This is a genomic window from Micromonospora sp. WMMD710 (assembly GCF_029626045.1).
GTDB lineage: Bacteria > Actinomycetota > Actinomycetes > Mycobacteriales > Micromonosporaceae > Micromonospora.
In genome coordinates this window covers 5,489,783-5,507,958 of sequence record NZ_JARUBD010000001.1, presented here as the reverse complement: position 1 = coordinate 5,507,958, position 18,176 = coordinate 5,489,783, and the positions used below count along the sequence as shown (strand labels likewise).

The following is an 18,176-nucleotide window of genomic DNA, read 5'->3' as shown; positions in this document are numbered from 1 at the left end:
CTGAGGTCCTGCGGGGACCCCGAACGATCACGGAAACAGCCCTTGGTTGATGATCTTCTTGTCTAGGGAAGAACATCAATAACCAAGGGCTGTTCTGGTGATCAGTGTGCATGACCGTGGTTCGGCTGATGCCGTCGGGGACCTGGACCGGTTCCGGCGGGAGTTCTACGACTGCTTGACCGCTCGGGCTGACGCGTTGTTCGACCTGACCGACGCGGTGTTGTGCGCCGACGGGCCGGTCCGGTCGCTGGTGGAGTTGTCGCTGGTGGGTGAGCACCGCCGGGGTCACGGGGCGTTGTATGACGCCCTCGCCTGCGGGAAGTTGGACATTGACCGGTTGCGCACCGCTCTCGCTGGGGTGCCGCTGCCCCGGGCAGCCGACGGCCGTCTCGTCCTGGCGGTGGACATCACCTGCTGGCTGCGGCCGGACGCGCACACCTCACCACAGCGGATCCTGTGTCACACCTACGGACGCGGCAAGGATCAGACCATCATGATCCCGGGCTGGCCGTATTCGATGGTCGTGGCCCTGGAGTCGGGCCGTAGTTCGTGGACCGCACCGTTGGACGCGGTGCGGCTGGCGCCTGGCGACGACGCGGCCACGGTCACCGCTGGGCAGCTGCGAGACATCGTGGGGCGTCTGATCGCGGCCGGGCAGTGGCAGGCTGGGGACGCGGAGATCCTGGTCGTGGCCGACGCCGGCTACGACGCGCCCCGACTGGCGTTCCTCCTGCGTGACCTGCCCGTGCAGGTCCTCGCGCGAATGCGATCGGATCGGGTGCTGCGTCGGGCAGTGCCGCCTCGGCGGCCGGGAACGGTCGGCCGTCCGCCCCGCCACGGCGGCGAGTTCGTCTTCGGTGATCCCGCCACCTGGGGTGAGCCGGACGCGGCCACTGTCGCCGACACCCGTCTCTACGGCACGGCGTGGGCCCGCGCCTGGGACCGGTTGCACCCTCGGTTGACCCACCGATCCGCCTGGACCGCCGCGGCTAAAGTACTGCCGGTCATCGAGGGGACCGTCATCCGCCTGGAAGTCGACCACCTACCCAGCGGCGCTACACCGAAGCCGGTGTGGCTGTGGTGGTCCGGCGTCGACGCCACCTCGGATGACGTGAACCTGCTCTGGCAGACGTTCCTACGCCGCTTCGACATCGAACACACGTTCCGCCTGTTCAAACAGACCCTCGGCTGGACCTGCCCGAAGATCCGCACCCCGCAAGCCGCCGACCTATGGACCTGGCTGATCCTCGCCGCCTACACCCAGCTCCGTCTGGCCCGCGCCCTCGCCGCCGACCTGCGCCGCCCCTGGGAGCAACCCGCACCACCGCAGCGTCTGTCACCCGCCCGCGTCCGCCGAGGGTTTCGGCACCTCCGCGCGAAGGCGACCTGCCCGGCCGGTGCACCCAAACCCGCCCGGCCAGGCCCGGGGCGACCACCCGGCCGCCGCAACACCCACCCCACCCCGCGACACGACGTCCACATCGCGACCACCACGAACGCCAAAACATCGGCCACAAAGAAGACGAAGACTGTCAATCCCCGGCCACGCCGCACAGGTTAAAGATCAAGCTAAGGGATGTCTCGTAACCCTGGTGTCCGTCCGTTGGGGATGGTCGGGCAGGATGCCGGGGTGCAGGTGATCACGGCAGCTCGCCCGGAGTGGATCTTCCCGTTCACCGGGCTGCAGCCACCGCAGTTCCGCACGCTGGTCCGGTTGGTTGCCGAGCGTGGCGGTGACGGCATAGCTGACGGTCGGCCGGGCCGGCAGTGGGCTCTTGACCTCGCCGATCGGGTTTTGCTGGTGGCCGCGTACTGGCGGACGAACCTGACGATGCGCCAGATCGGTCCGCTGTTCGGGGTGTCGCACTCCGCGGCGCACCGGGTCATCGACACCCTCGCACCGCTGTTGGCCCTGGCGCCGGTGCGTAAACGGCCGGTCGCGCAGATCGCGATCGTTGACGGGACGCTGGTCCCGACCCGCGATCACCGGCTGGCCGCCCGGAGCAAGAACTACCGCTACTCCACAAACCTGCAGGTCGCCATCGACGCCTCCACCCGCCTGGTCATCGCCGTCGGCGACCCACAGCCCGGCAACCGCAACGACACCATCGTCTACCGCACCAGCGGCATCCAGGAGAAGCTCGACGGGCGGCCGGTGATGGCCGACGGCGGCTACCGGGGCAACCCTGAGGTGATCATGCCGTACCGCAAACCCGCCGACGGCAGCTCGCTGCCGGACTGGAAACAAGCCCTCAACGTCGAGCACCGCACCGTTCGAGCAGGGGTAGAACACGCCCTGGCCAGGATGAAGAACTTCAAGATCCTGCGCGACTACCGCCGCGCCGGCCACACATTGACCGACGCCGCTTCCGGCATCGCCAACCTCCACAACATCATCCTCACCGGCTGACCACCGGCCCGGCCCAGGGCAACGCCTTCACCCAGTTACGAGACATCCCTTAGCCAGCCGGGCGCTGATCGCCTCCAGCGCAAGCGCGGACGACCGCCACACCGCCATCCGGTCCTCACCCCGCAGCCGCGATTCCGCAGAATCCGCCGCCTTCCACTGACCCACCGAGGGCAGCTGCGCGTCGGGCCACCGCTTGCGGATCTGGGTCAAACTCAGGTCTATACAAGATCCGGGGCGGTTTACCTGGCCGAATGCATGCCTGCTTGTTGTTCAGGCGTAGTGACGGATATCACCAAAAGCGAGGTGCGTGAACCTAGTGGTCGGCTGTGTGCGTTTGAATTGTATACACACTGGACAGGCTCCGATCAAAAGATCAAAGAGAGGAATTGCGCAGTGAATACTGGACAGAAGTTGAGTAGGGAAACGCTCGTGGCGGGAGTGATATACCATGATTATATTAACGTCTCAAAAGAACCGCCAGGACGCCCGCAACTGCCTAGGGCGGACAGTATGCTCTACGTGTACGATGCATTCCAAAACTATCCGACGGACGTGTATCAGGAACTGCACCAACTAATGGATCCGCAGAGCTCGGAGTATGTGAGGAAAGGCTCTCCGGTGTACTGGAGTCTGCGGCAGGCCAGATTTACTCTGGAGCAGACTGGGCAAGACTCCTTCAAGATAAATCGATCGACGCCTGTCTGCAGAGATGCAACTACAACCATTGTTAGGCGAGATGCACGAGCATTTAAGGGGATTTCAGACGAAAATTTCTACGCCGTATTGATGACCGTTTCGCCCATTTCCCGTCAAAACGCGAGCACTGCCATGGTGGTCGCATCATCCTCTATGCATGCGGCAATCCAGTCGCCTGCGGCTGCGCAGGCAGGTAGAGGTGGACCTTCCGGGTGGGGTCCGGCTTCCACCTCATCGGGCGCGACGTGGTCCTTGTCGAATCCGGCTCCCAACACGCGACGCCAAACGCCTGGTTGAAACCTTTGGCCGTGTCAGCACCCGCGTTTAGTACTGAGCCATTTTCATCGTGAGGGTGCAGGTCACGGGCGGTACGGCAGGCCGGTGTCCATGGAGGACGAGGCTCCCGGTAAGACAGCAGTCGACCAAGATCAGATGCCCCAACCGGGAGCCTCGCTGTGCTGTCTTACCCTGCCGCGATTCCGTTGTCCACCCGCAGCCTGAACCACCTCGCCGCCCTCATCCGAACCCGCCGCCAGCAGCGACGGTCCCGGTGGCGACGCCTCGACCCCGGTCGGCAAGCCCTGCTCGCTTTGGCCCACCTGCGCAACGGCGACACCCTGACCCGCCTGGCCGCCGGATTCGAGATCGGCGTCACGACGGCCTGGCGTTATGTGGCGGGTGCCGGCGAACGCGGTGTACTCCACTTCGGATACGTGGGCGTCGGAGATCAGGTGCCCGGTGTCGGGGTCGACGACGGCGCCGGGGTAGTGCACCGGGGTGTACTGCTCGTCGCTGATGCTGCTGATCGCGGCGTCGACCGCCGGGTTGCGGGCGATCGCGAACGAGAATGTCGCACCGGCCGTGACGACCGCGGCGATGACCTTGCCGCTGCAGTACGCGCTGTCCCCGCGCACGAGGAGGTTGTGCGTTTGCGCGCCGGCGGCGGTGGCGGTGTTGATCGCCTCGGTCATCATGCTCGCCGCGCCCTTGGCCGAGCCGGCCCGCCCGGCCCGCAACCGCACCCCGGCCAGCACCGGCGCCGCAGTCTCGGTGCAGATCGTGACGGCCAGCGGTGACAGGCCGGGGCCGTCGCGGCCAGCACAGCGGCGGCCTCGGACCGGGCGGTCATCGCCTTGCGACGCTCCCGCTCGTCAGTGATGCGCTGCTGCTCGGCCGCGCTGCGGTTGTCCGCCTTCCTAGGCTTCCCGGCAGTCGAGTAGTAGGTGACGCTGCCCCACGAGTCGACCCCAGCCGCCAGAGCGCCGGCCTTGCGGGCCGCCGCTACGGCTTTGGCCCCCTCCAGCCGGTACTGCGAGTAGTCCTGGCCGAACCGCTGAATCGGCTCAATAACCGGGACGCCCTCGGCGGCCAACTTCTTACCCGCGGCGTCGATGACCGCTTGCCGCTCCTGCTGGCGGCGTACCTCCGACACCAGGTTCGGGGCTGAGGAAGATCGGTACAGGAATTCACGCTAACGGCTGGGCGAACGTGATTAGACGGCTCCCTTCCGCCAGGGAGCCTTCGGGTCGGCGAGCATGTCGAGGATGAGTTGGCACCAGGTGAAGGCCACGTTGACGGCCAGGTGTGCATGGCGAGCGCCGAGTCCAGCGGGTGCGCTGGCTGGTCCATGGCCGGTGCCGTAGCCGCGGTTGCGCAGCTCTGCCAGCCCAATGGCGATGCTGGACACCGCGCCGAGAATCTTCTTGACCGCGTCGCTGCCGTCGGGGCCGGGAGTCGCTGAGGAGGGATGCAGGCCAAGAGCCTGTTGGGCGTCTCGGACGAGGGCGGGGAGGTCGGCCTTGTCGTCGATGGGCAGGCCGAGTTCCTTCAGTGCGACCTTGGCGGTGCTCTCGATAAGTTCCTTGGCGCTGCCCACGGCGAGGGCGGGGTCGTCGAGAATGGCGCGTTGGATACGGCTGAGCTGCTGGCGGATGGCCGAGGCGTCGGTGACCCAAAGGGAGTCGTCTAATCACGTTCGCCCAGCGGGGCAGCCGGGGGAACCAAGATCGTCGTTAGCGTGAATTCCTGTACCGATCTTCCTCAGCCCCGGGTGCCGAGCGCCTTGTTGATCCAACCCATGGGTCTGTCCTCCGGGGTGTCGGTGGTCTAGATGATGGTGGTGAGGATGGCGGCGACGAACATCCAGCCGTAGTGCCAGCTCTGGTCCAACGCGTACGCGCCGGTGCCGAGGCTGGGGTTGTCGTCCCGGCCGGCCCGGGGCGTGCCGAGGCGCCAGAACCGGGCGGACCCGGTGCTCTCGGCCAACCACAGCAGCGGGGTACGCCGGTCGGCGAGGTAGTGGGTGGTCAGGTTGACCGCCATGCCGGCGGCGAGCCCGGCCGGGGACACGGTCAGGTCGGCGGCCAGGGCGAGCAGCCCGAGCGCTACCAGCTGGGTCGCGCCGTAGGTGGCCACGTGCCGGGCGCAGGCCAACCGGCCCCGCCAGCCGGGCTGGCCCTTGGTGTCGGCCTGGTGCTGGGTCTGGATCCAGTGGTCGGCGACCTGGTGGCCGGCGAACAGGGCGGCGTACACCGCGGCGTACCGGTCAGCGAGGCGCTGCGGGACCTGGTCGACGAGGCGTTCGCCGCCCGCGCCGCCGCCGGCGAAGAACCGGTGACCGTGCGGCCAGCCGACCTGCTGCGGGCCCTGCGCGACGCGGCCGAACCCCGCCGGCCGGCCGCGTGACGGCCACCGCCCGCCCGGTCTCCCCAGTGCCTGCCCGGTCGTGTCGCACACCTCGCACCCTTCCGACCAAGCCGAACGCCTCGACCGCGCCCACCGACTAACGACCCCGGCGGGCACCGCGCCGACGCCACCAGGTCGGGACGTCACCGCGAGCGCACACGGACGGCGACCACGCGACCCGGGAGAAGAAGTAGCCACGAACCCGGCCGGCGCGGCGCCCGGCTCGCGGGGCGGCGGCGGCCGTCGCCTCCGCCCCGTAGCCTCGCCTGCACGACGGACCCCACTGCGGCCAGCGGCCACCAGGAGCACGCGCTACTCACCTCCACCACCCCGACCGTGGCGCACCTGTCCCGCCTCGCGCAGCTCGGCGAGCAGCTCGCCCACATCTCCGGCGAACTCGTCGAGCTGCTCCACCACGACGGGGTCACCCACGACCTGAACGGCGCAGAGCACGACGCGCTGCGGGCCGTCGCCAGCGCGGTCCGCACCGCTGGCGGTGACGTCGCCCTGGTCGCCACCGCCGCACACCACCGGCTCCGCCTCGCCGACGCCTGACCGCCGCCCCCGGGGGCAGGGTGCGACACGTGCGAGACCACGCCCCCCGGGGTGGCACGGCGACGTGCTCAGGGGAGAGAGGAGTCCCCTCCACAGAAGGGGGTGTCTGGCTTTCCCGGCCCGCCGGCCCGGTCTGTCAAACGGCCACTGACCTGCACTGTGAGCCGCCGTCCGGGCCCGTCGGCGGGTGCTCGCCGACGACCGATCTTCCTCAGCCCCCACGGAACCCCGGGGCTGAGGAAGATCGGTACAGGAATTAACGCTAGGGATGATCTTGAATGCCGGTCGGTGGGCGTGGAGTGAGGGCGCGTACGTTGTCTGGCTGTGCCCGTGGAGTTCCGCGATTCCCAGGTCAGAGCCCTACCCGACAACCCGCAATGGCCCTGAGCATCCCCCCACTCAGCGAGAAGGCACCTTGGCGCTCGGCTGCCCAAGGCTTGACAGCGCGGCAGAATGTCCGGGAGGCGCGTCACCCGCTGCCGGGTCGCGAGGAGGCGGCGGGCCGCCAGCTCCGTGCAAGTTGGCGGCGAAAGTACGGGCATCAGAGTCTCTGCTGACTCTCGCGGTTTCGATTCGCACGGAAAGTGCGTCATAGAACCGTTGAGGAAGGGCGGCCGGATTTGCGCGTTCCCGGTTTAGCTGGTCGCGGTAGATCGGGGTATTCGGCGGCACGGGCAGCCTGGTGCGGCGCCTGACCGCCTGCGTATAGGCAGCGGACCAATCCAGGTCTTGCTGAGTTACCAGTCGCGAATCGGGCACCATACTTGGGGTACTAGTTACACGTTTGTGCATTATCGATCCCTTCGTAGCGCAGCGCGCCAGTTTTTGGGTTCCGGCGGGCACTGCTTTCTGACGTCGTAAGGCGGAGTAGGTTGATCGCTGTGTTGCGCAGAGTAAAATCGCCCCCCGTTCACTGGGCACGGCCGGCTGGCGTCTTAGCTGACACGGCCGCAGGGCTGGTTGACGATCCTGCCGCTGGGGGCTGTGGTCCGGGCGCATTCCTCCGATTCGATGACGCGAGGAGCGCAGCAGTGCTGACAGACGCCGGCTGCATTTTCTTTCTATCCAGCTCAGCCCCTAGCGCCCACACAAACTGTGTCGCAAATTGCTTAAAAGAATTAAGAGGTTCTCCTGCCTCTTCCTTCAAGGCGCGCTCGGCCTCTTTGTGAATATCGGTGGCGACCTTGAGCGAGGCAAGGTACGCGACAAATCGCCCAGTCGCCACCGAATCCAATGCGCCGCCATTGCCTGCCACGTATATCACGTCACGAAAGCTATGGCCTGCTGTCCTCTCATCAATAAGAAATCGGGCAAGCACCTCTTCTCGAGACCTCTTCGCACCATCGGGCATGGGGTACCTCCATTCCGGTAGGGACATCTAGGCTTAGAACGACGAAGAGACGGCAACTGGTTCATGAGACACGTTGCCAGGGTGCCAGGCCCGCGATCGTGAACACGCGTCTGTCGCGCCGGCTGACCACCGTGGTCGACGCGACCAACGGCGTACCGGCCGAGCGCGCCGAGCTGCTCTCGGCCGCAGTCCGCCACCAGGTGCCTGCCGCCGCCGTGGTGTTCGGCACCCCACTGGAGACGTGCCTGGACCGGCAGCGCCACCGCCCCGTAGCCCTGCCCGGTCGGCGGTGGTGCCGCGCCGTGCCCGACTCCGTCGTGCGAAACCAGCACCAGCGCACCTGGGACAGCCTGGCCACTCTGACCGCCGAGGGCTTCGACGTGCGAGGCAGCAGCTCTCCTTCCGCAGACCATGGACGCCGCGGCCGGGAGCGTGGGTGACGGCCGGACAGGACACGTCATGGTGAATAAGGACCAACGCGCCGCGCGAGAACTCGCGGCCAGCGCAAGGCCGCGCAGCGCCGCGAGGGAGACGGGCCGGTGGGAGCCTTCTGATCACGTTCGCCCAGCGGGGCCGCCAGTGAAATCAAGATCATCTTTGACGTTAATTCCTGTACCGACCTTCCTCAGCCCCGAGGTTCGCGGCAGACCAGTGGTGATACCGACTGTCCTGGCTCAACCCGTAGGCGGCCAGCACCACCTCCTGGTCGTCGCCGGCGGCGTCGACGAGCGCCAACGCGTCCTTAATCTGCAGGGCCTGCTTCTTCTTCGCCCGGCCGGCCGGCTCCAGGTCCTCGTCGTCGGGGACCCGGCCGGTTTCGAGCTCGGCCAGCAGCACCTCGGGCAGCCTGAGCAGCTTCAGGCGCTTCGAAACGTGCGACTGCGAGCAGCCCACCCGATCGGCGATCTCCCTCTGCTTACGGCCGGCGGCCTCCTGCTCGGCGAACACGCGGGCCTCCTCCACCGGACTCAGCGGCGACCGGGCCACGTTCTCCGCGGTCATCACGTCCAACTGCGCCAGCGGGTCGTCGGCGATCGCGTCCTCGCGCACCAACACGTTCAGCGTCGCATCCGGGTCGTCGCCGTAGACATTGCCGGCTGCTGTTCGCCGACGGGCGCCCACCAGCACCACCCACTGCGCGTCGACGAGCTTCGCCGCGTGGGCCGGCCACGCGGCAGCGACCCGAGAGGCGGGCAGCACCACCGGCGGCTGGATGACACCAACCTCACGGATTGACGCCTCCAGATCGCCCAGGTCGTTCAGGACCTTGCGAGGGTTGGCTGGGTGGGTCAGCACGCTGTCGAGGCGCACCGATTCCGGACGCACCGGTGCGACCGCAGCCACCGGCAGTTGGTAGTGATCGGTCGATTCCGTGGAATCAGGCATGATGGGGCGACTCCTTCGGAGTTGGAGCGGGGCGGCCGAGATGCTGTCCAGGCTGAGGCCGCCCCGCGATCTAGTTGCGGGATTCCTGCTGCCGCTCCACCAGGTTGATGGCAGAGGCGACCGCGTCCCGCGCGGCGTACAGAGCGTCGAGCACGTCGGCTTCCGATCCGGCCTGCGGCAGAGTCAGGACGTAGGCCCCCTGACCAGCGCTGATCCGCAGGACACCTTCTTGGCGAAGCACCTGTTCGGCGGCTCGGATGGTGTTAAGAGCGGCGCCATAGGCGTCCTGAAGCTCGGCGATACCGGGCAGCCGGGCGCCGATGGGCCACTCCCCCGCGGCGATCCGTCGCCGGAGGTCATTTGCAATTTCCAGATACCGACTCACATCAACCACTCTAGAAGTCCTGATACTGAAGAGCAAGCAGTGTCCCTTGGGGACTCTGCGGGACGGGTCAACCCAGGCCACCTACGGACGAGGGAACCCGGCGCGGTTAACCGCGGTTAATCGCGACACGAGCTGGACCGGGCTACTGAGCAGGGCGAGGTCAGCCCTAGACGGGTAGTTCCGAAGTCAGGGGTCGATGTCTGGGCATGAAGAGAGGGCATCCAAGATCATGTTGTGACGCAAGACCTGGATACCCTCTTGACCGCACTGTACGTGAAGATCGACGACAGCATCCGCACGCCCCGGTGGCGGGGCCGGCCGCCGCTGTTGACCGACTCCGAACTGGTATGCCTCGCGGTGGCGCAGGTCCTGCTCGGCGCCCGCTCGGAAGCGCATTGGATCCGCTACGCCCGTATTCATCTCGCCGGCATGTTTGCCTACCTGCCGCAGCGGCCGGGCTACAACAAGCGGCTCCGTGCGGCGCTTCCGCTGGTCAAGAAGGTGATCCGGGACCTGGCGCGCGACAGTGACTTCTGGTTCGACAACCACTGGATCGTCGATTCCACCCCGATACCCTGCGGCATGTCGCGCCCGACGGCGCAGCGTTCGGACCTGGCCGGCTGGGCCGGATACGGCTACTGCGCCTCCCATTCCCGCTTCTTCTGGGGCCTCCGGCTCTACCTGGTCTGCACCCCGACCGGGATGCCGATCCTGTGGGCCCTGGCGAACCCGAAGATCGGCGAGCGAGAGGTCCTCGCCGCGATGCTCGACGTCGAGGCCGCCGTGGTGGCCGAGCACGACGGGATCCTGCTGATCAGCGACAAGGGATTCGCCTCCACGCCGTTCGAGCGGCAGTTGGCCGAACAGGGCATCGAACTACTGCGCCCGTCCCGCAAGAAGGAGAAGACCCGCTACGGCGAGCCGATGCTCAAGAAGGTCCGACAACTGATCGAGTCGGTGAACGACACCCTCAAGGGCCAGCTTGACCTGGAACAACACGGCGGACGGACCTTCGCCGGTGTGGCCGTCCGTGTCGCCCAACGCCTGCTCGCCATGACAGCGGCGATCTGGCACAACAACAAGACCAGCGCGCCCGTCACCCGGTCACTGATCGCCTACGACCACTAACCGGAATTCGGAACAACTCGTCTAGAGGTACATGCCGGTGCGGTGCTGCGACTCGTCGCGCAGGACCGGCTTGTCGCCCTCGCCGAAGAACCGCTTGCCGCCGAACTCGCCGTGCAGCCGGTCGTCCAACTCGTCGGCGAGACCGGTCATCACCTGCACGGCCAGCATCAGGTGTGTGGCCTGGAAGTTGCGGCCGAACACCGGGATCGACGCCCAGACCGTGTCGTCGGCGCAGTAGAGGCGGCCGATCGGCATCCGGTTGGTCAGCTCGGACAGCTTGACGTAGAGCCGCTCGGTCGGCTCCACCTCGGTCAGCACCGGGGAGAAGACGTCCACCAGGGGCGGATTGTCCCGCACCCGGACGAACACCATCGCCGAGCCGGCGCGGATGGTGATGTCACCGTCCGAGTCGATCTGCAACCGGTCAGCGTCGGACTTGAGCATCGCGGACACCACCGTGCGCACCCGGTCGGGGAGGTCGAGCACGTCGTCCCGCTCCGCCTGGCCGGCGGCAGCCTCGGCCAACGCCTCCTCCAGATCGGCCTCGACGTCGGCGTCCGGGCCGAACTCGCTGCGCGCGGTACCCAACGGCTCCACGGCCAGCGGCTCGCGCTCGGCGTCCTGCACCAGGTAGACGAGGAAGGCCGGGTGCGGGGCACCGTAGACGTCGCGCAGCGTCCGGGAGAGCAGCGCGGCGACCCGGGTCGCCTCCGCCGTCGTACCGTCCAACCCGAAGGAGTTGAAGGAACCGGTCACCACGCCGGGCGGGGACCAGCCGAGCGCGATCATGTCCGCCACCGCGGCACGGTCCAACCGGTAGCCCGCCGGCAGGTCGGCATTGCCGACCGCCCGGGCGGACAGCCCGCCGGCGCCGTCCACGTCGACGCTGATCGAGTAGACGGCGTCCCCCGTCCCGGAGGCGGTGGGATCCAGCGTCAGCTCAAGGTGCGCGCCCGCGGGCAACTCCCGCAGACGTACGGCGAGCGCGCGGGCGAACTCCTGCCACGCCTCGGTCACCTTGGCCCGCAGGTCGGTGGTGCTGGGCTCGTCGAGCAGGATGGAATCCGCCGCGCCGCCGGGCAGCTCACCGTCCGGCGCCGAGGGGTGGTCAGCCGTCATGATCGCCTCCGTCCGTCACGGTCACCCTACCCACGCCGTCCGGGGGTCGAATCAGCCCGGACCGGGATCGGACACCGAGATCGTTGGCTCCCGGGCAGTGACCTGGTGAAGCGCGTCCACGCCGGCCGGCGAGCGACGCTCAGGCCGCCGTCGGACCGGCGGGGTCGGCGGGGTCGGCCCGGCTGGCGGGTGCGGTGGGGTCGGTGCGGTCGGCACCCAGCTCGACCGGCCAGGTCGCCGCGAGGGCGCTGAGCCGCGCCGCGGCGTCCGCCGGGTCGGCACCCCGACCCACCGCCAACCCGAGCAGGTACGCGCTGACCGGCGCGCCCGGTCGCAGCACCTGGTGGGCGACGTCGCGGGCCACGTCCAGCACCGCCGACACGGGCACCTGGGTCGCGTCCAGGCTCAGCTCGGCGCAGGCCGCCGTGACCCAGTCGTCCATCACCGTCATCGCACCCACTCCTCCGCCCGGCGTACGTCCTCGTCAGTGTCGCAGTCGAACCAGGGCGGCGGGCCGCCGTCACCGCCCCAGGGCACCTCCCCGACGACGAGGCCGCCCAGCAGCGCCCGTACCGGGGCTCCGGCCAGGTCACCGCCGCGCCCGGCCGCCAGCCGATCCAGCCCGGCGCGCAGCGCGGCGACCCGCCACACGCCGCACAACGACTGCCGCCGACCGTCGGCGTCGACGAAGCACACCCCGTCGAGGAGACGCCCCCGCCCGGCAGGCCCGGTGCCGGGGCTCGACTCGGCGGCACCCACCTCCCGGTGGTCCGCCGCCGCCCGGTCCGCCTTTGGCTGGTCCGCCGCCGCACGGGGGTCCGCCGCCCGCTGGTCCGCCGCCGCACGGGGGTCCGCCGGCGCACGGTGCTCCGTCGGGGTGAGCTGGGCCAGCAGCTCGCCGATCGCGAAGCGGGTGAGCAGCGGCAGGTCGGCGGCGAGCACCGCCACCAGGGTCGTGTCGGGATCGAGCCGCGCCAGCCCGGCCGCCATCGCGGCGACCGGCCCTCCGCCGGGCGGATCCTCCCGGGTCACCCGCACACCGGGTGGGACGGCCTCGGCCGGGCCGACCAGCACGCGCGGCGCGGCATCGGCGACGGCCGCCAGCACCCGGTCGCGCATCGACCGGCCGCCGACCGGCAGCGCGGGCTTGTCCACCCCACCCATCCGTCGGGCGGCCCCACCCGCGAGCACCACGGCGGCGTACGACCCCACCCGGCCACGGTAGCCGTGCCGCCGCCGGCCGGTGGCCCTCCCGAGTGCGCAATGGCCGGCGCCGTGCGGGCGTACCGCCCCGGGGTGCAGGATGGCGGGATGGGACGGGCGACTGACCGACGAGGCGTACTCCGGATCGACCTGGACGCGGCGGCCGACGGACGCGGAGCCGTCCGACGGCAGGACACCCTCGCCGTCGAGGAGCCGCTGGAGATCCGGGTCGGCGCGGCCGGCCCCGGCCGACGCAGGCCGCTCGCCGTCACCATGCGCACCCCGGGCGACGACCTGGATCTCGCCATCGGTTTCCTGCTGACGGAAGGGCTGATCCGCTCGACCGACGACGTGCTGACCGCGCAGCTCTGCGCCGGCGCCGAGACGCCGAACACGTACAACGTGGTGGACGTGGTGCTCGCCCCGGGCGTACCGGAGCCGACGACCGACCCGTCCCGGAACTTCTACACGACCAGTTCCTGCGGGGTCTGCGGCAAGGCAAGCATCGACGCGGTGCGTACCCGGTCGCTGTTTCCGGTCTCGGCCGACCCGCTCACCGTGCCGGCCACGTTGCTCGCCGAGCTGCCCGACCGGCTGCGGGCCGCGCAGCGCGGCTTCGACCGGACCGGCGGGCTGCACGCGGCGGGGCTCTTCACGCCCGACGGTGAGCTGGTGGTGCTCCGGGAGGACGTGGGTCGGCACAACGCGGTGGACAAGGTGATCGGCTGGGCGGTGCGGGAACGCCGGCTGCCGCTGGCCGGGTACCTGCTGCTGGTCTCGGGCCGGGCCAGCTTCGAGCTGACCCAGAAGGCGTGGATGGCGGGCCTGCCACTGCTCGCCGCCGTGTCCGCACCGAGCAGCCTCGCCGTCGAACTGGCCGACGAGGCGGGGATGACGCTCGTCGGCTTCCTGCGGGGCCGGACCATGAACGTGTACGCCGGCCCGCAGCGGGTCGCCGTGGAGCAGCCGGCGGCCTGACGGCTGCCGCGCGGCGCGGGCCGGCGCGGCGGTCCGCCTGGCTACGGCTGTCAGCGATCGAGGAGGCTGAACAGGTCCAGTCGAGAGGCGGCGTCGCTGGCGATCAGGAAGCCGGCGATGCCGAGGATCCAGCCCAACGCGCTGCCCGCCTTCGTGACGATCCAGGTGTTCAGGCGGGCCAGCACCGGCTCGACCAACCGCGGCCGGGCCACCCTGGCCCCGAGCAACACCACCGCCGGCAGCACCATGACCAGGCAGTATCCGGCGAGCAGCGCCACCACGGTCGCCGTGCCGACCCCCGAGGTGGCCAGCAGACCCACCGCGCCGAGGTACGGCAGCATCGTCGCCACCTCGGCCAACGCGGCGAGCAGTGCGAGACCGATGAGCCAGCGGGACGACGAGTCGCCGGCGGTGGCCCGATCCCGCCACCGCAGCACCCCGCCGGTGCGCGAACGTCGTTTTCCGTCGTAGCGGAAGCTGACCGCGAACAACGCGACACCCAGGACGAGTTGCGCCCAGAGCACCGGGCGATTGTCCAGGGCACCGCCCAGCGCGTCCGCCAGCCTGCTGCCGCCCCAGACGAGCAGCAGCCCCACCCCGAGGTAGAACACGGCGATCGTGGCCAGGTAGGTCAGGATCCGCCGGACGCGGACCGGCCCGGGCGCGAGCAGTAGCCAGACCGGAATGAAGAGGGTGCCGATGCTGGTGCTGTCGATCAACGCCAGCCCGGCCAGCGACAGCAGCAACCCGGCGGTCATGTCGTACCCGTAGCGGTCACTCACCCATTGTTCGAGAACGCCGGCTCGGCCGCGTCGGTCGTGAACAGGAGAAACGCGTACATCGTTCGACGGACGACCACGCCGGAGCCGTCGCGCCTCGGCCCCGCCGCTAAAGCATCAGCGGCGGCCACGTCGGCTCCGCCGGCGCGGGCGGACCACCCCGGGCATCCCGACCGACGGCCAGCCGTCGAGGTCGGACGGGGGCACCCCGCGCCGGAGCAGGTCGTCCAGGAGTTGGGCGAGCGAATAGTCGGGGTGCAGGGTCAGCACCCGCTCCAGCGCGACCGCCGCCAACGCCCCCTGCCCCGCCCGCCAGGCGGCGAACGCCAGCAGCGCACCGGGCGCGGCGATCAGATCCGGCTCGGCCCGGCGCAGTACGTCGGTCCAGAGGGCGATGTCCCGGTCCCGACCGTCGGTGCGTTCCCAGGCGTGGTCACGGATCGGCAGGTGCGTCAGCAGCAGGCTCAGCCACGCCACCTCGTCGTCGTCGAGGCGTACGCTGCGCCGCTGCGCGCGCTGCGCCTCGCGGACCGCCGCCACCCCGGCGGAGCGCAGTGCCCGACCGCCGAGCAGGTCACTCGCGGGTGCCCCCTCGACCAGCTCGGTCAGCCTCAGCTCGGCGCGGGCGGTGGCCGCGCGCACCGCCTCGCGCGCGGCGCCGTCCACCGGTGCCACCTGTGCCACGAGCGCGGCCCGGTCGGGGAGTGCGACCTGCCCGGCGAACACCGCCGAGGCGGTCACCTGGTTGGCCGCCGGGTCGTAGCGGCGGCCCTCGGGAGGGCAGCAGTCGGCCTCGGTGCAGAGGTACGACCACCAACGGCCATCGGTCACCCGCAGGGCGTCGAGCACCTCCAACCCGACGCCGGCCAGGGCGGCGCGCACGGCGTCCACGCTGGGCGTCACCCGTTCGGGAGGCCCGTAACCGACCACGGTGGCGGCCTCCGCGCCCTGCCGCCGGATGACACCGGCCAGGTGCCGGGCCCGGTCGCCCGGGTCCGTCGACGGGTCGGGCAGGTCGGCGCGGGCGGCGAAGATGATCTGCCGGCCGCGCAGCGCCACCGCGACCACGCTGTCGGCGGGATGGAAGCCGAGCAGGTACGGCACGGCGGCGATCAGGTCGGCGGGTGAGCGGACGGAGAGCTGAGCACGTTCGGTCGAGGTCATGTCGGGAGCCTGCGACCGGCGCACCGGGCCCCGCTGACCCTGTGGACGACACGCGGCTTATCCACAGTCACTCTGCGTATTTGGGCTGGTCATTCGGATCGATGTGCTCGCGCGGCACCCCAGTGTCGCGGGCAGCGGATACCGTGCGTTGATGGACTTGGCGTACCTGCGCGCGCATCCGGCACACCTGTCGACGTTCCGGACCCACCAACGGATCCGGGAGACGCCGGTCGCCGGTGGCGACATCTGCGCGGCCGCCCGGCTCACCCTCGACGACGGGCACTCCATCTTCGCCAAGTCCTGGCCGGAGCGGGCCGACCGGCCGGTGCCGGAGGGGTTCTTCGAGGCCGAGGCGGCCGGGTTGCGCTGGCTGCGGGACGCCGGCGCGGTCGCCGTACCCGAGGTGCTCGTGACGCTGCCCGACCTGCTGGCGCTCGACTGGGTGGAGCCCGGCGAGCCGACGGCGGAGGCGGCCGAACGCTTCGGCCGTGAGCTGGCCGACCTGCACCGGGCCGGCGCGCCGACCTTCGGCGCGTCCTGGCCCGGCTTCATCGGGGCGCTTGCGCAGGACAACACCGTCGACGACGGTCCCTGGTCGACGTGGTTCGCCGAACGGAGACTCGCCCCCTACCTGCGGCGTTGCGTCGACGGTGGTGCGCTGACCAGCGAGGACGCCACGCTGGTGGAGCGGGTGATGAGCCGGCTGGGCGAGTTCGGTGGCGGTGAGGCGCCGGCGCGCATCCACGGCGACCTGTGGCCGGGCAACGTGCTGTGGGGGGCCGACGACCGGGTCTGGCTGGTCGACCCGGCGGCGCACGGCGGGCACCGCGAGACGGATCTCGCCCAGCTGGCGCTCTTCGGCGGCATCCCCCACCTGGACACGGTGCTGGCGGCCTACCGGGAGACCTGGCCGCTGTCGGCCGGCTGGCGCGAACGGGTGCCGCTGCACCAGCTGCACCTGCTGCTCGTGCACACCGCGCTGTTCGGTGCCGGCTACCGCGATGCGGTCGTCCAGAATGCCCGCGCCGCCCTGGGCGGGGTCGAGCGCGCTACGGTCGACAGGTGAGCGTCGCCCCGCGGACCGACGGCGTCCTCGTCGACCGGTACGGCCGCGTCGCCCGGGATCTGCGCGTGTCCCTCACCGACAAGTGCAACCTGCGCTGCACCTACTGCATGCCGGCCGAGGGGTTGCCCTGGCTGGCCGGCCCCGAGCTGCTCACCGACGCGGAGATCGTCCGGCTGATCCGGTTGGCCGTCGAGCGGCTCGGCGTGACCGAGGTGCGGTTCACCGGCGGCGAGCCACTGATCCGGGCTGGCCTGGTCGACATCGTGGCCTCGGTCGCCGCCGTCGAGCCCCGCCCGCAGATCTCCCTCACCACCAACGGCATCGGCCTGGACCGACTCGCCCCGGCGCTGCGCACGGCCGGTCTGGACCGGGTGAACGTCTCGCTGGACACGCTCGACCCGGCCCGGTTCACCCAGCTCACCCGCCGTCCCCGGCTGGACGCGGTGCTCGCCGGGCTGGCCGGGGCCGCCGCTGCGGGCCTCACCCCCGTCAAGATCAACTCGGTGCTGATGCGCGGCGTCAACGAGGACGAGGCTCCGGCCCTGCTCCGCTTCGCCGTCGACCACGGCTACCAACTGCGGATCATCGAGCAGATGCCGCTGGACGCCCAGCACGGTTGGGACCGCGCCACCATGGTCACGGCCGAGGAGATCCTGGCGTCCCTGCGTACCCGTTTCGACCTCAGCCCCGACCCGGCCGAACGCGGCGCGGCCCCGGCGGAGACCTGGCTGGTCGACGGCGGCCCGGCCCGGGTCGGCGTGATCGCCAGCGTGACCCGCCCCTTCTGCGGCGACTGCGACCGCACCCGACTCACGGCCGACGGCCAGGTGCGTGCCTGCCTCTTCGCTACCGAGGAGTCCGACCTGCGTGCCGCGATGCGCGGTGGCGCGGACGACGACGAGCTGTCCCGGCGCTGGCGCACGGCGATGTGGGGCAAGCGCGCCGGGCACGGCATCGACGACCCCACCTTCCTGCAGCCGGCCCGCCCGATGTCCGCGATCGGAGGCTGAGTCATGGACGCGACGCCGCTGACCGTCCGCTACTTCGCCGGGGCACGTGCCGCCGCCGGTCGCACCGAGGAGCGCATTCCGGCCGGGCGGTCGCTCAACGACCTCACCGCCGACCTTGCCCAGCGGCACGGCGACCGTCTCGCCGCCGTGCTGCGGGTCGCGAGTTTCCTCGTGGACGGCATCACCTGTCATGATCGTGAGACACCCCTGCCGGGCGGGGCCACGATCGACGTCCTGCCTCCGTTCGCGGGCGGCTGAGGG

At 70.1% G+C, this 18,176-nt stretch carries 19 protein-coding genes and 2 pseudogenes; 11 read left to right on the top strand and 10 right to left on the bottom strand.

All coding sequences use genetic code 11. From position 1 onward, the window contains the following. The first annotated feature begins 97 nt into the window (after positions 1-97). From O7620_RS25485 to O7620_RS25475, 3 genes and pseudogenes are all read left to right on the top strand, one after another. A complete protein-coding gene (locus tag O7620_RS25485; RefSeq protein ID WP_278123489.1) occupies positions 98-1,561 on the top strand; it encodes an NF041680 family putative transposase in 1,464 nt (487 codons plus the stop codon). A 69-nt stretch (positions 1,562-1,630) separates the two neighbouring features. Further along, the gene (locus O7620_RS25480) at positions 1,631-2,410 is read left to right on the top strand and encodes a transposase family protein (RefSeq protein WP_278122885.1); all 780 of its coding nucleotides are present in this window, start codon (positions 1,631-1,633) and stop codon (positions 2,408-2,410) included. A gap of 1,151 nt (positions 2,411-3,561) precedes the next feature. Beyond that, positions 3,562-3,780 (top strand): annotated as a pseudogene (locus O7620_RS25475) (transposase family protein); the annotation flags it as partial. Between the two features lie 33 nt (positions 3,781-3,813). Here O7620_RS25475 and O7620_RS25470 read toward each other — a convergent pair. From O7620_RS25470 to O7620_RS25460, 3 genes and pseudogenes are all read right to left on the bottom strand, one after another. Further along, positions 3,814-4,128, bottom strand: a pseudogene (locus O7620_RS25470) (transposase); the annotation flags it as partial. Between the two features lie 470 nt (positions 4,129-4,598). Continuing rightward, positions 4,599-4,982, bottom strand: coding sequence for an abortive infection family protein (locus O7620_RS25465; protein WP_278125579.1), 384 nt, complete (start codon positions 4,980-4,982; stop codon positions 4,599-4,601). 230 nt (positions 4,983-5,212) lie between these two features. Further along, entirely contained in the window at positions 5,213-5,638 is a 426-nt protein-coding gene (locus O7620_RS25460; protein ID WP_278125578.1) for a DUF3307 domain-containing protein, read from the bottom strand. Between O7620_RS25460 and O7620_RS25455 the strand changes: the two genes are divergently transcribed. From O7620_RS25455 to O7620_RS25445, 3 genes are all read left to right on the top strand, one after another. Then, positions 5,612-5,791, top strand: coding sequence for a hypothetical protein (locus O7620_RS25455; RefSeq protein ID WP_278125577.1), 180 nt, complete (start codon positions 5,612-5,614; stop codon positions 5,789-5,791). The genes O7620_RS25460 and O7620_RS25455 overlap by 27 nt on opposite strands. A gap of 336 nt (positions 5,792-6,127) precedes the next feature. After that, a complete protein-coding gene (locus O7620_RS25450; RefSeq protein WP_278125576.1) occupies positions 6,128-6,346 on the top strand; it encodes a hypothetical protein in 219 nt (72 codons plus the stop codon). 1,305 nt (positions 6,347-7,651) lie between these two features. Continuing rightward, positions 7,652-8,137, top strand: coding sequence for an AAA family ATPase (locus O7620_RS25445; RefSeq protein ID WP_347403803.1), 486 nt, complete (start codon positions 7,652-7,654; stop codon positions 8,135-8,137). Between the two features lie 163 nt (positions 8,138-8,300). Here the strand turns inward: O7620_RS25445 and O7620_RS25440 are convergent, their stop codons facing one another. Next, complete coding sequence (locus O7620_RS25440; protein ID WP_278125574.1) at positions 8,301-9,083, bottom strand: ParB/RepB/Spo0J family partition protein; 783 nt, start codon at positions 9,081-9,083, stop codon at positions 8,301-8,303. Between the two features lie 70 nt (positions 9,084-9,153). Beyond that, positions 9,154-9,468 (bottom strand): winged helix-turn-helix domain-containing protein, encoded by a 315-nt coding sequence (locus O7620_RS25435; protein ID WP_278125573.1) that lies wholly within the window; start codon positions 9,466-9,468, stop codon positions 9,154-9,156. A gap of 234 nt (positions 9,469-9,702) precedes the next feature. Here O7620_RS25435 and O7620_RS25430 point away from each other — a divergent pair, with 234 nt between their 5' ends. Next, positions 9,703-10,596 (top strand): IS982 family transposase, encoded by an 894-nt coding sequence (locus O7620_RS25430; protein WP_278125338.1) that lies wholly within the window; start codon positions 9,703-9,705, stop codon positions 10,594-10,596. Between the two features lie 21 nt (positions 10,597-10,617). On the opposite strand, the gene O7620_RS25425 is transcribed toward O7620_RS25430, so the two are convergent. From O7620_RS25425 to O7620_RS25415, 3 genes are all read right to left on the bottom strand, one after another. Beyond that, positions 10,618-11,715 (bottom strand): hypothetical protein, encoded by a 1,098-nt coding sequence (locus O7620_RS25425; RefSeq protein ID WP_278125572.1) that lies wholly within the window; start codon positions 11,713-11,715, stop codon positions 10,618-10,620. Positions 11,716-11,854: 139 nt separating this feature from the next. Beyond that, entirely contained in the window at positions 11,855-12,166 is a 312-nt protein-coding gene (locus O7620_RS25420; RefSeq protein WP_278125571.1) for a DUF6457 domain-containing protein, read from the bottom strand. Continuing rightward, positions 12,163-12,927 (bottom strand): NTP transferase domain-containing protein, encoded by a 765-nt coding sequence (locus O7620_RS25415; protein WP_278125570.1) that lies wholly within the window; start codon positions 12,925-12,927, stop codon positions 12,163-12,165. The genes O7620_RS25420 and O7620_RS25415 overlap by 4 nt, the downstream gene beginning before the upstream one ends. Before the next feature lie 99 nt (positions 12,928-13,026). Between O7620_RS25415 and fdhD the strand changes: the two genes are divergently transcribed. Next, positions 13,027-13,896 carry a formate dehydrogenase accessory sulfurtransferase FdhD gene (fdhD, locus tag O7620_RS25410; protein ID WP_278125569.1) on the top strand — a complete coding sequence of 290 codons (870 nt, stop codon included), beginning with the start codon at positions 13,027-13,029 and terminating at the stop codon, positions 13,894-13,896. A 50-nt stretch (positions 13,897-13,946) separates the two neighbouring features. Here the strand turns inward: fdhD and O7620_RS25405 are convergent, their stop codons facing one another. Then, a complete protein-coding gene (locus tag O7620_RS25405) occupies positions 13,947-14,678 on the bottom strand; it encodes a GAP family protein (RefSeq protein WP_278125567.1) in 732 nt (243 codons plus the stop codon). 114 nt (positions 14,679-14,792) lie between these two features. After that, entirely contained in the window at positions 14,793-15,839 is a 1,047-nt protein-coding gene (locus O7620_RS25400; protein ID WP_278125565.1) for a DUF4192 domain-containing protein, read from the bottom strand. 151 nt (positions 15,840-15,990) lie between these two features. Here O7620_RS25400 and O7620_RS25395 point away from each other — a divergent pair, with 151 nt between their 5' ends. The 3 genes from O7620_RS25395 to O7620_RS25385 are packed head-to-tail and all read left to right on the top strand — an operon-like array spanning position 15,991 to position 18,173. Next, positions 15,991-16,905: a fructosamine kinase family protein gene (locus O7620_RS25395; protein WP_278125564.1), complete on the top strand. Its 915-nt coding sequence runs from the start codon at positions 15,991-15,993 to the stop codon at positions 16,903-16,905. After that, positions 16,902-17,915 carry a GTP 3',8-cyclase MoaA gene (gene moaA / locus O7620_RS25390; RefSeq protein WP_278125563.1) on the top strand — a complete coding sequence of 338 codons (1,014 nt, stop codon included), beginning with the start codon at positions 16,902-16,904 and terminating at the stop codon, positions 17,913-17,915. The genes O7620_RS25395 and moaA overlap by 4 nt, the downstream gene beginning before the upstream one ends. A gap of 3 nt (positions 17,916-17,918) precedes the next feature. Continuing rightward, entirely contained in the window at positions 17,919-18,173 is a 255-nt protein-coding gene (locus tag O7620_RS25385) for a MoaD/ThiS family protein (RefSeq protein ID WP_151491263.1), read from the top strand. The last annotated feature ends 3 nt before the right edge of the window (positions 18,174-18,176 follow it).

What these genes read in the sequence shown, in the direction of transcription:
- O7620_RS25440 (WP_278125574.1), bottom strand. Translation starts at nt 9,083, where the DNA reads ATGCCTGATTCCACGGAATCGACCGATCACTACCAACTGCCGGTGGCT.
- O7620_RS25425 (WP_278125572.1), bottom strand. Translation starts at nt 11,715, where the DNA reads ATGACGGCTGACCACCCCTCGGCGCCGGACGGTGAGCTGCCCGGCGGC.
- O7620_RS25420 (WP_278125571.1), bottom strand. Translation starts at nt 12,166, where the DNA reads ATGACGGTGATGGACGACTGGGTCACGGCGGCCTGCGCCGAGCTGAGC.
- fdhD (WP_278125569.1), top strand. Translation starts at nt 13,027, where the DNA reads ATGGGACGGGCGACTGACCGACGAGGCGTACTCCGGATCGACCTGGAC.
- O7620_RS25400 (WP_278125565.1), bottom strand. Translation starts at nt 15,839, where the DNA reads ATGACCTCGACCGAACGTGCTCAGCTCTCCGTCCGCTCACCCGCCGAC.
- O7620_RS25395 (WP_278125564.1), top strand. Translation starts at nt 15,991, where the DNA reads ATGGACTTGGCGTACCTGCGCGCGCATCCGGCACACCTGTCGACGTTC.
- O7620_RS25385 (WP_151491263.1), top strand. Translation starts at nt 17,919, where the DNA reads ATGGACGCGACGCCGCTGACCGTCCGCTACTTCGCCGGGGCACGTGCC.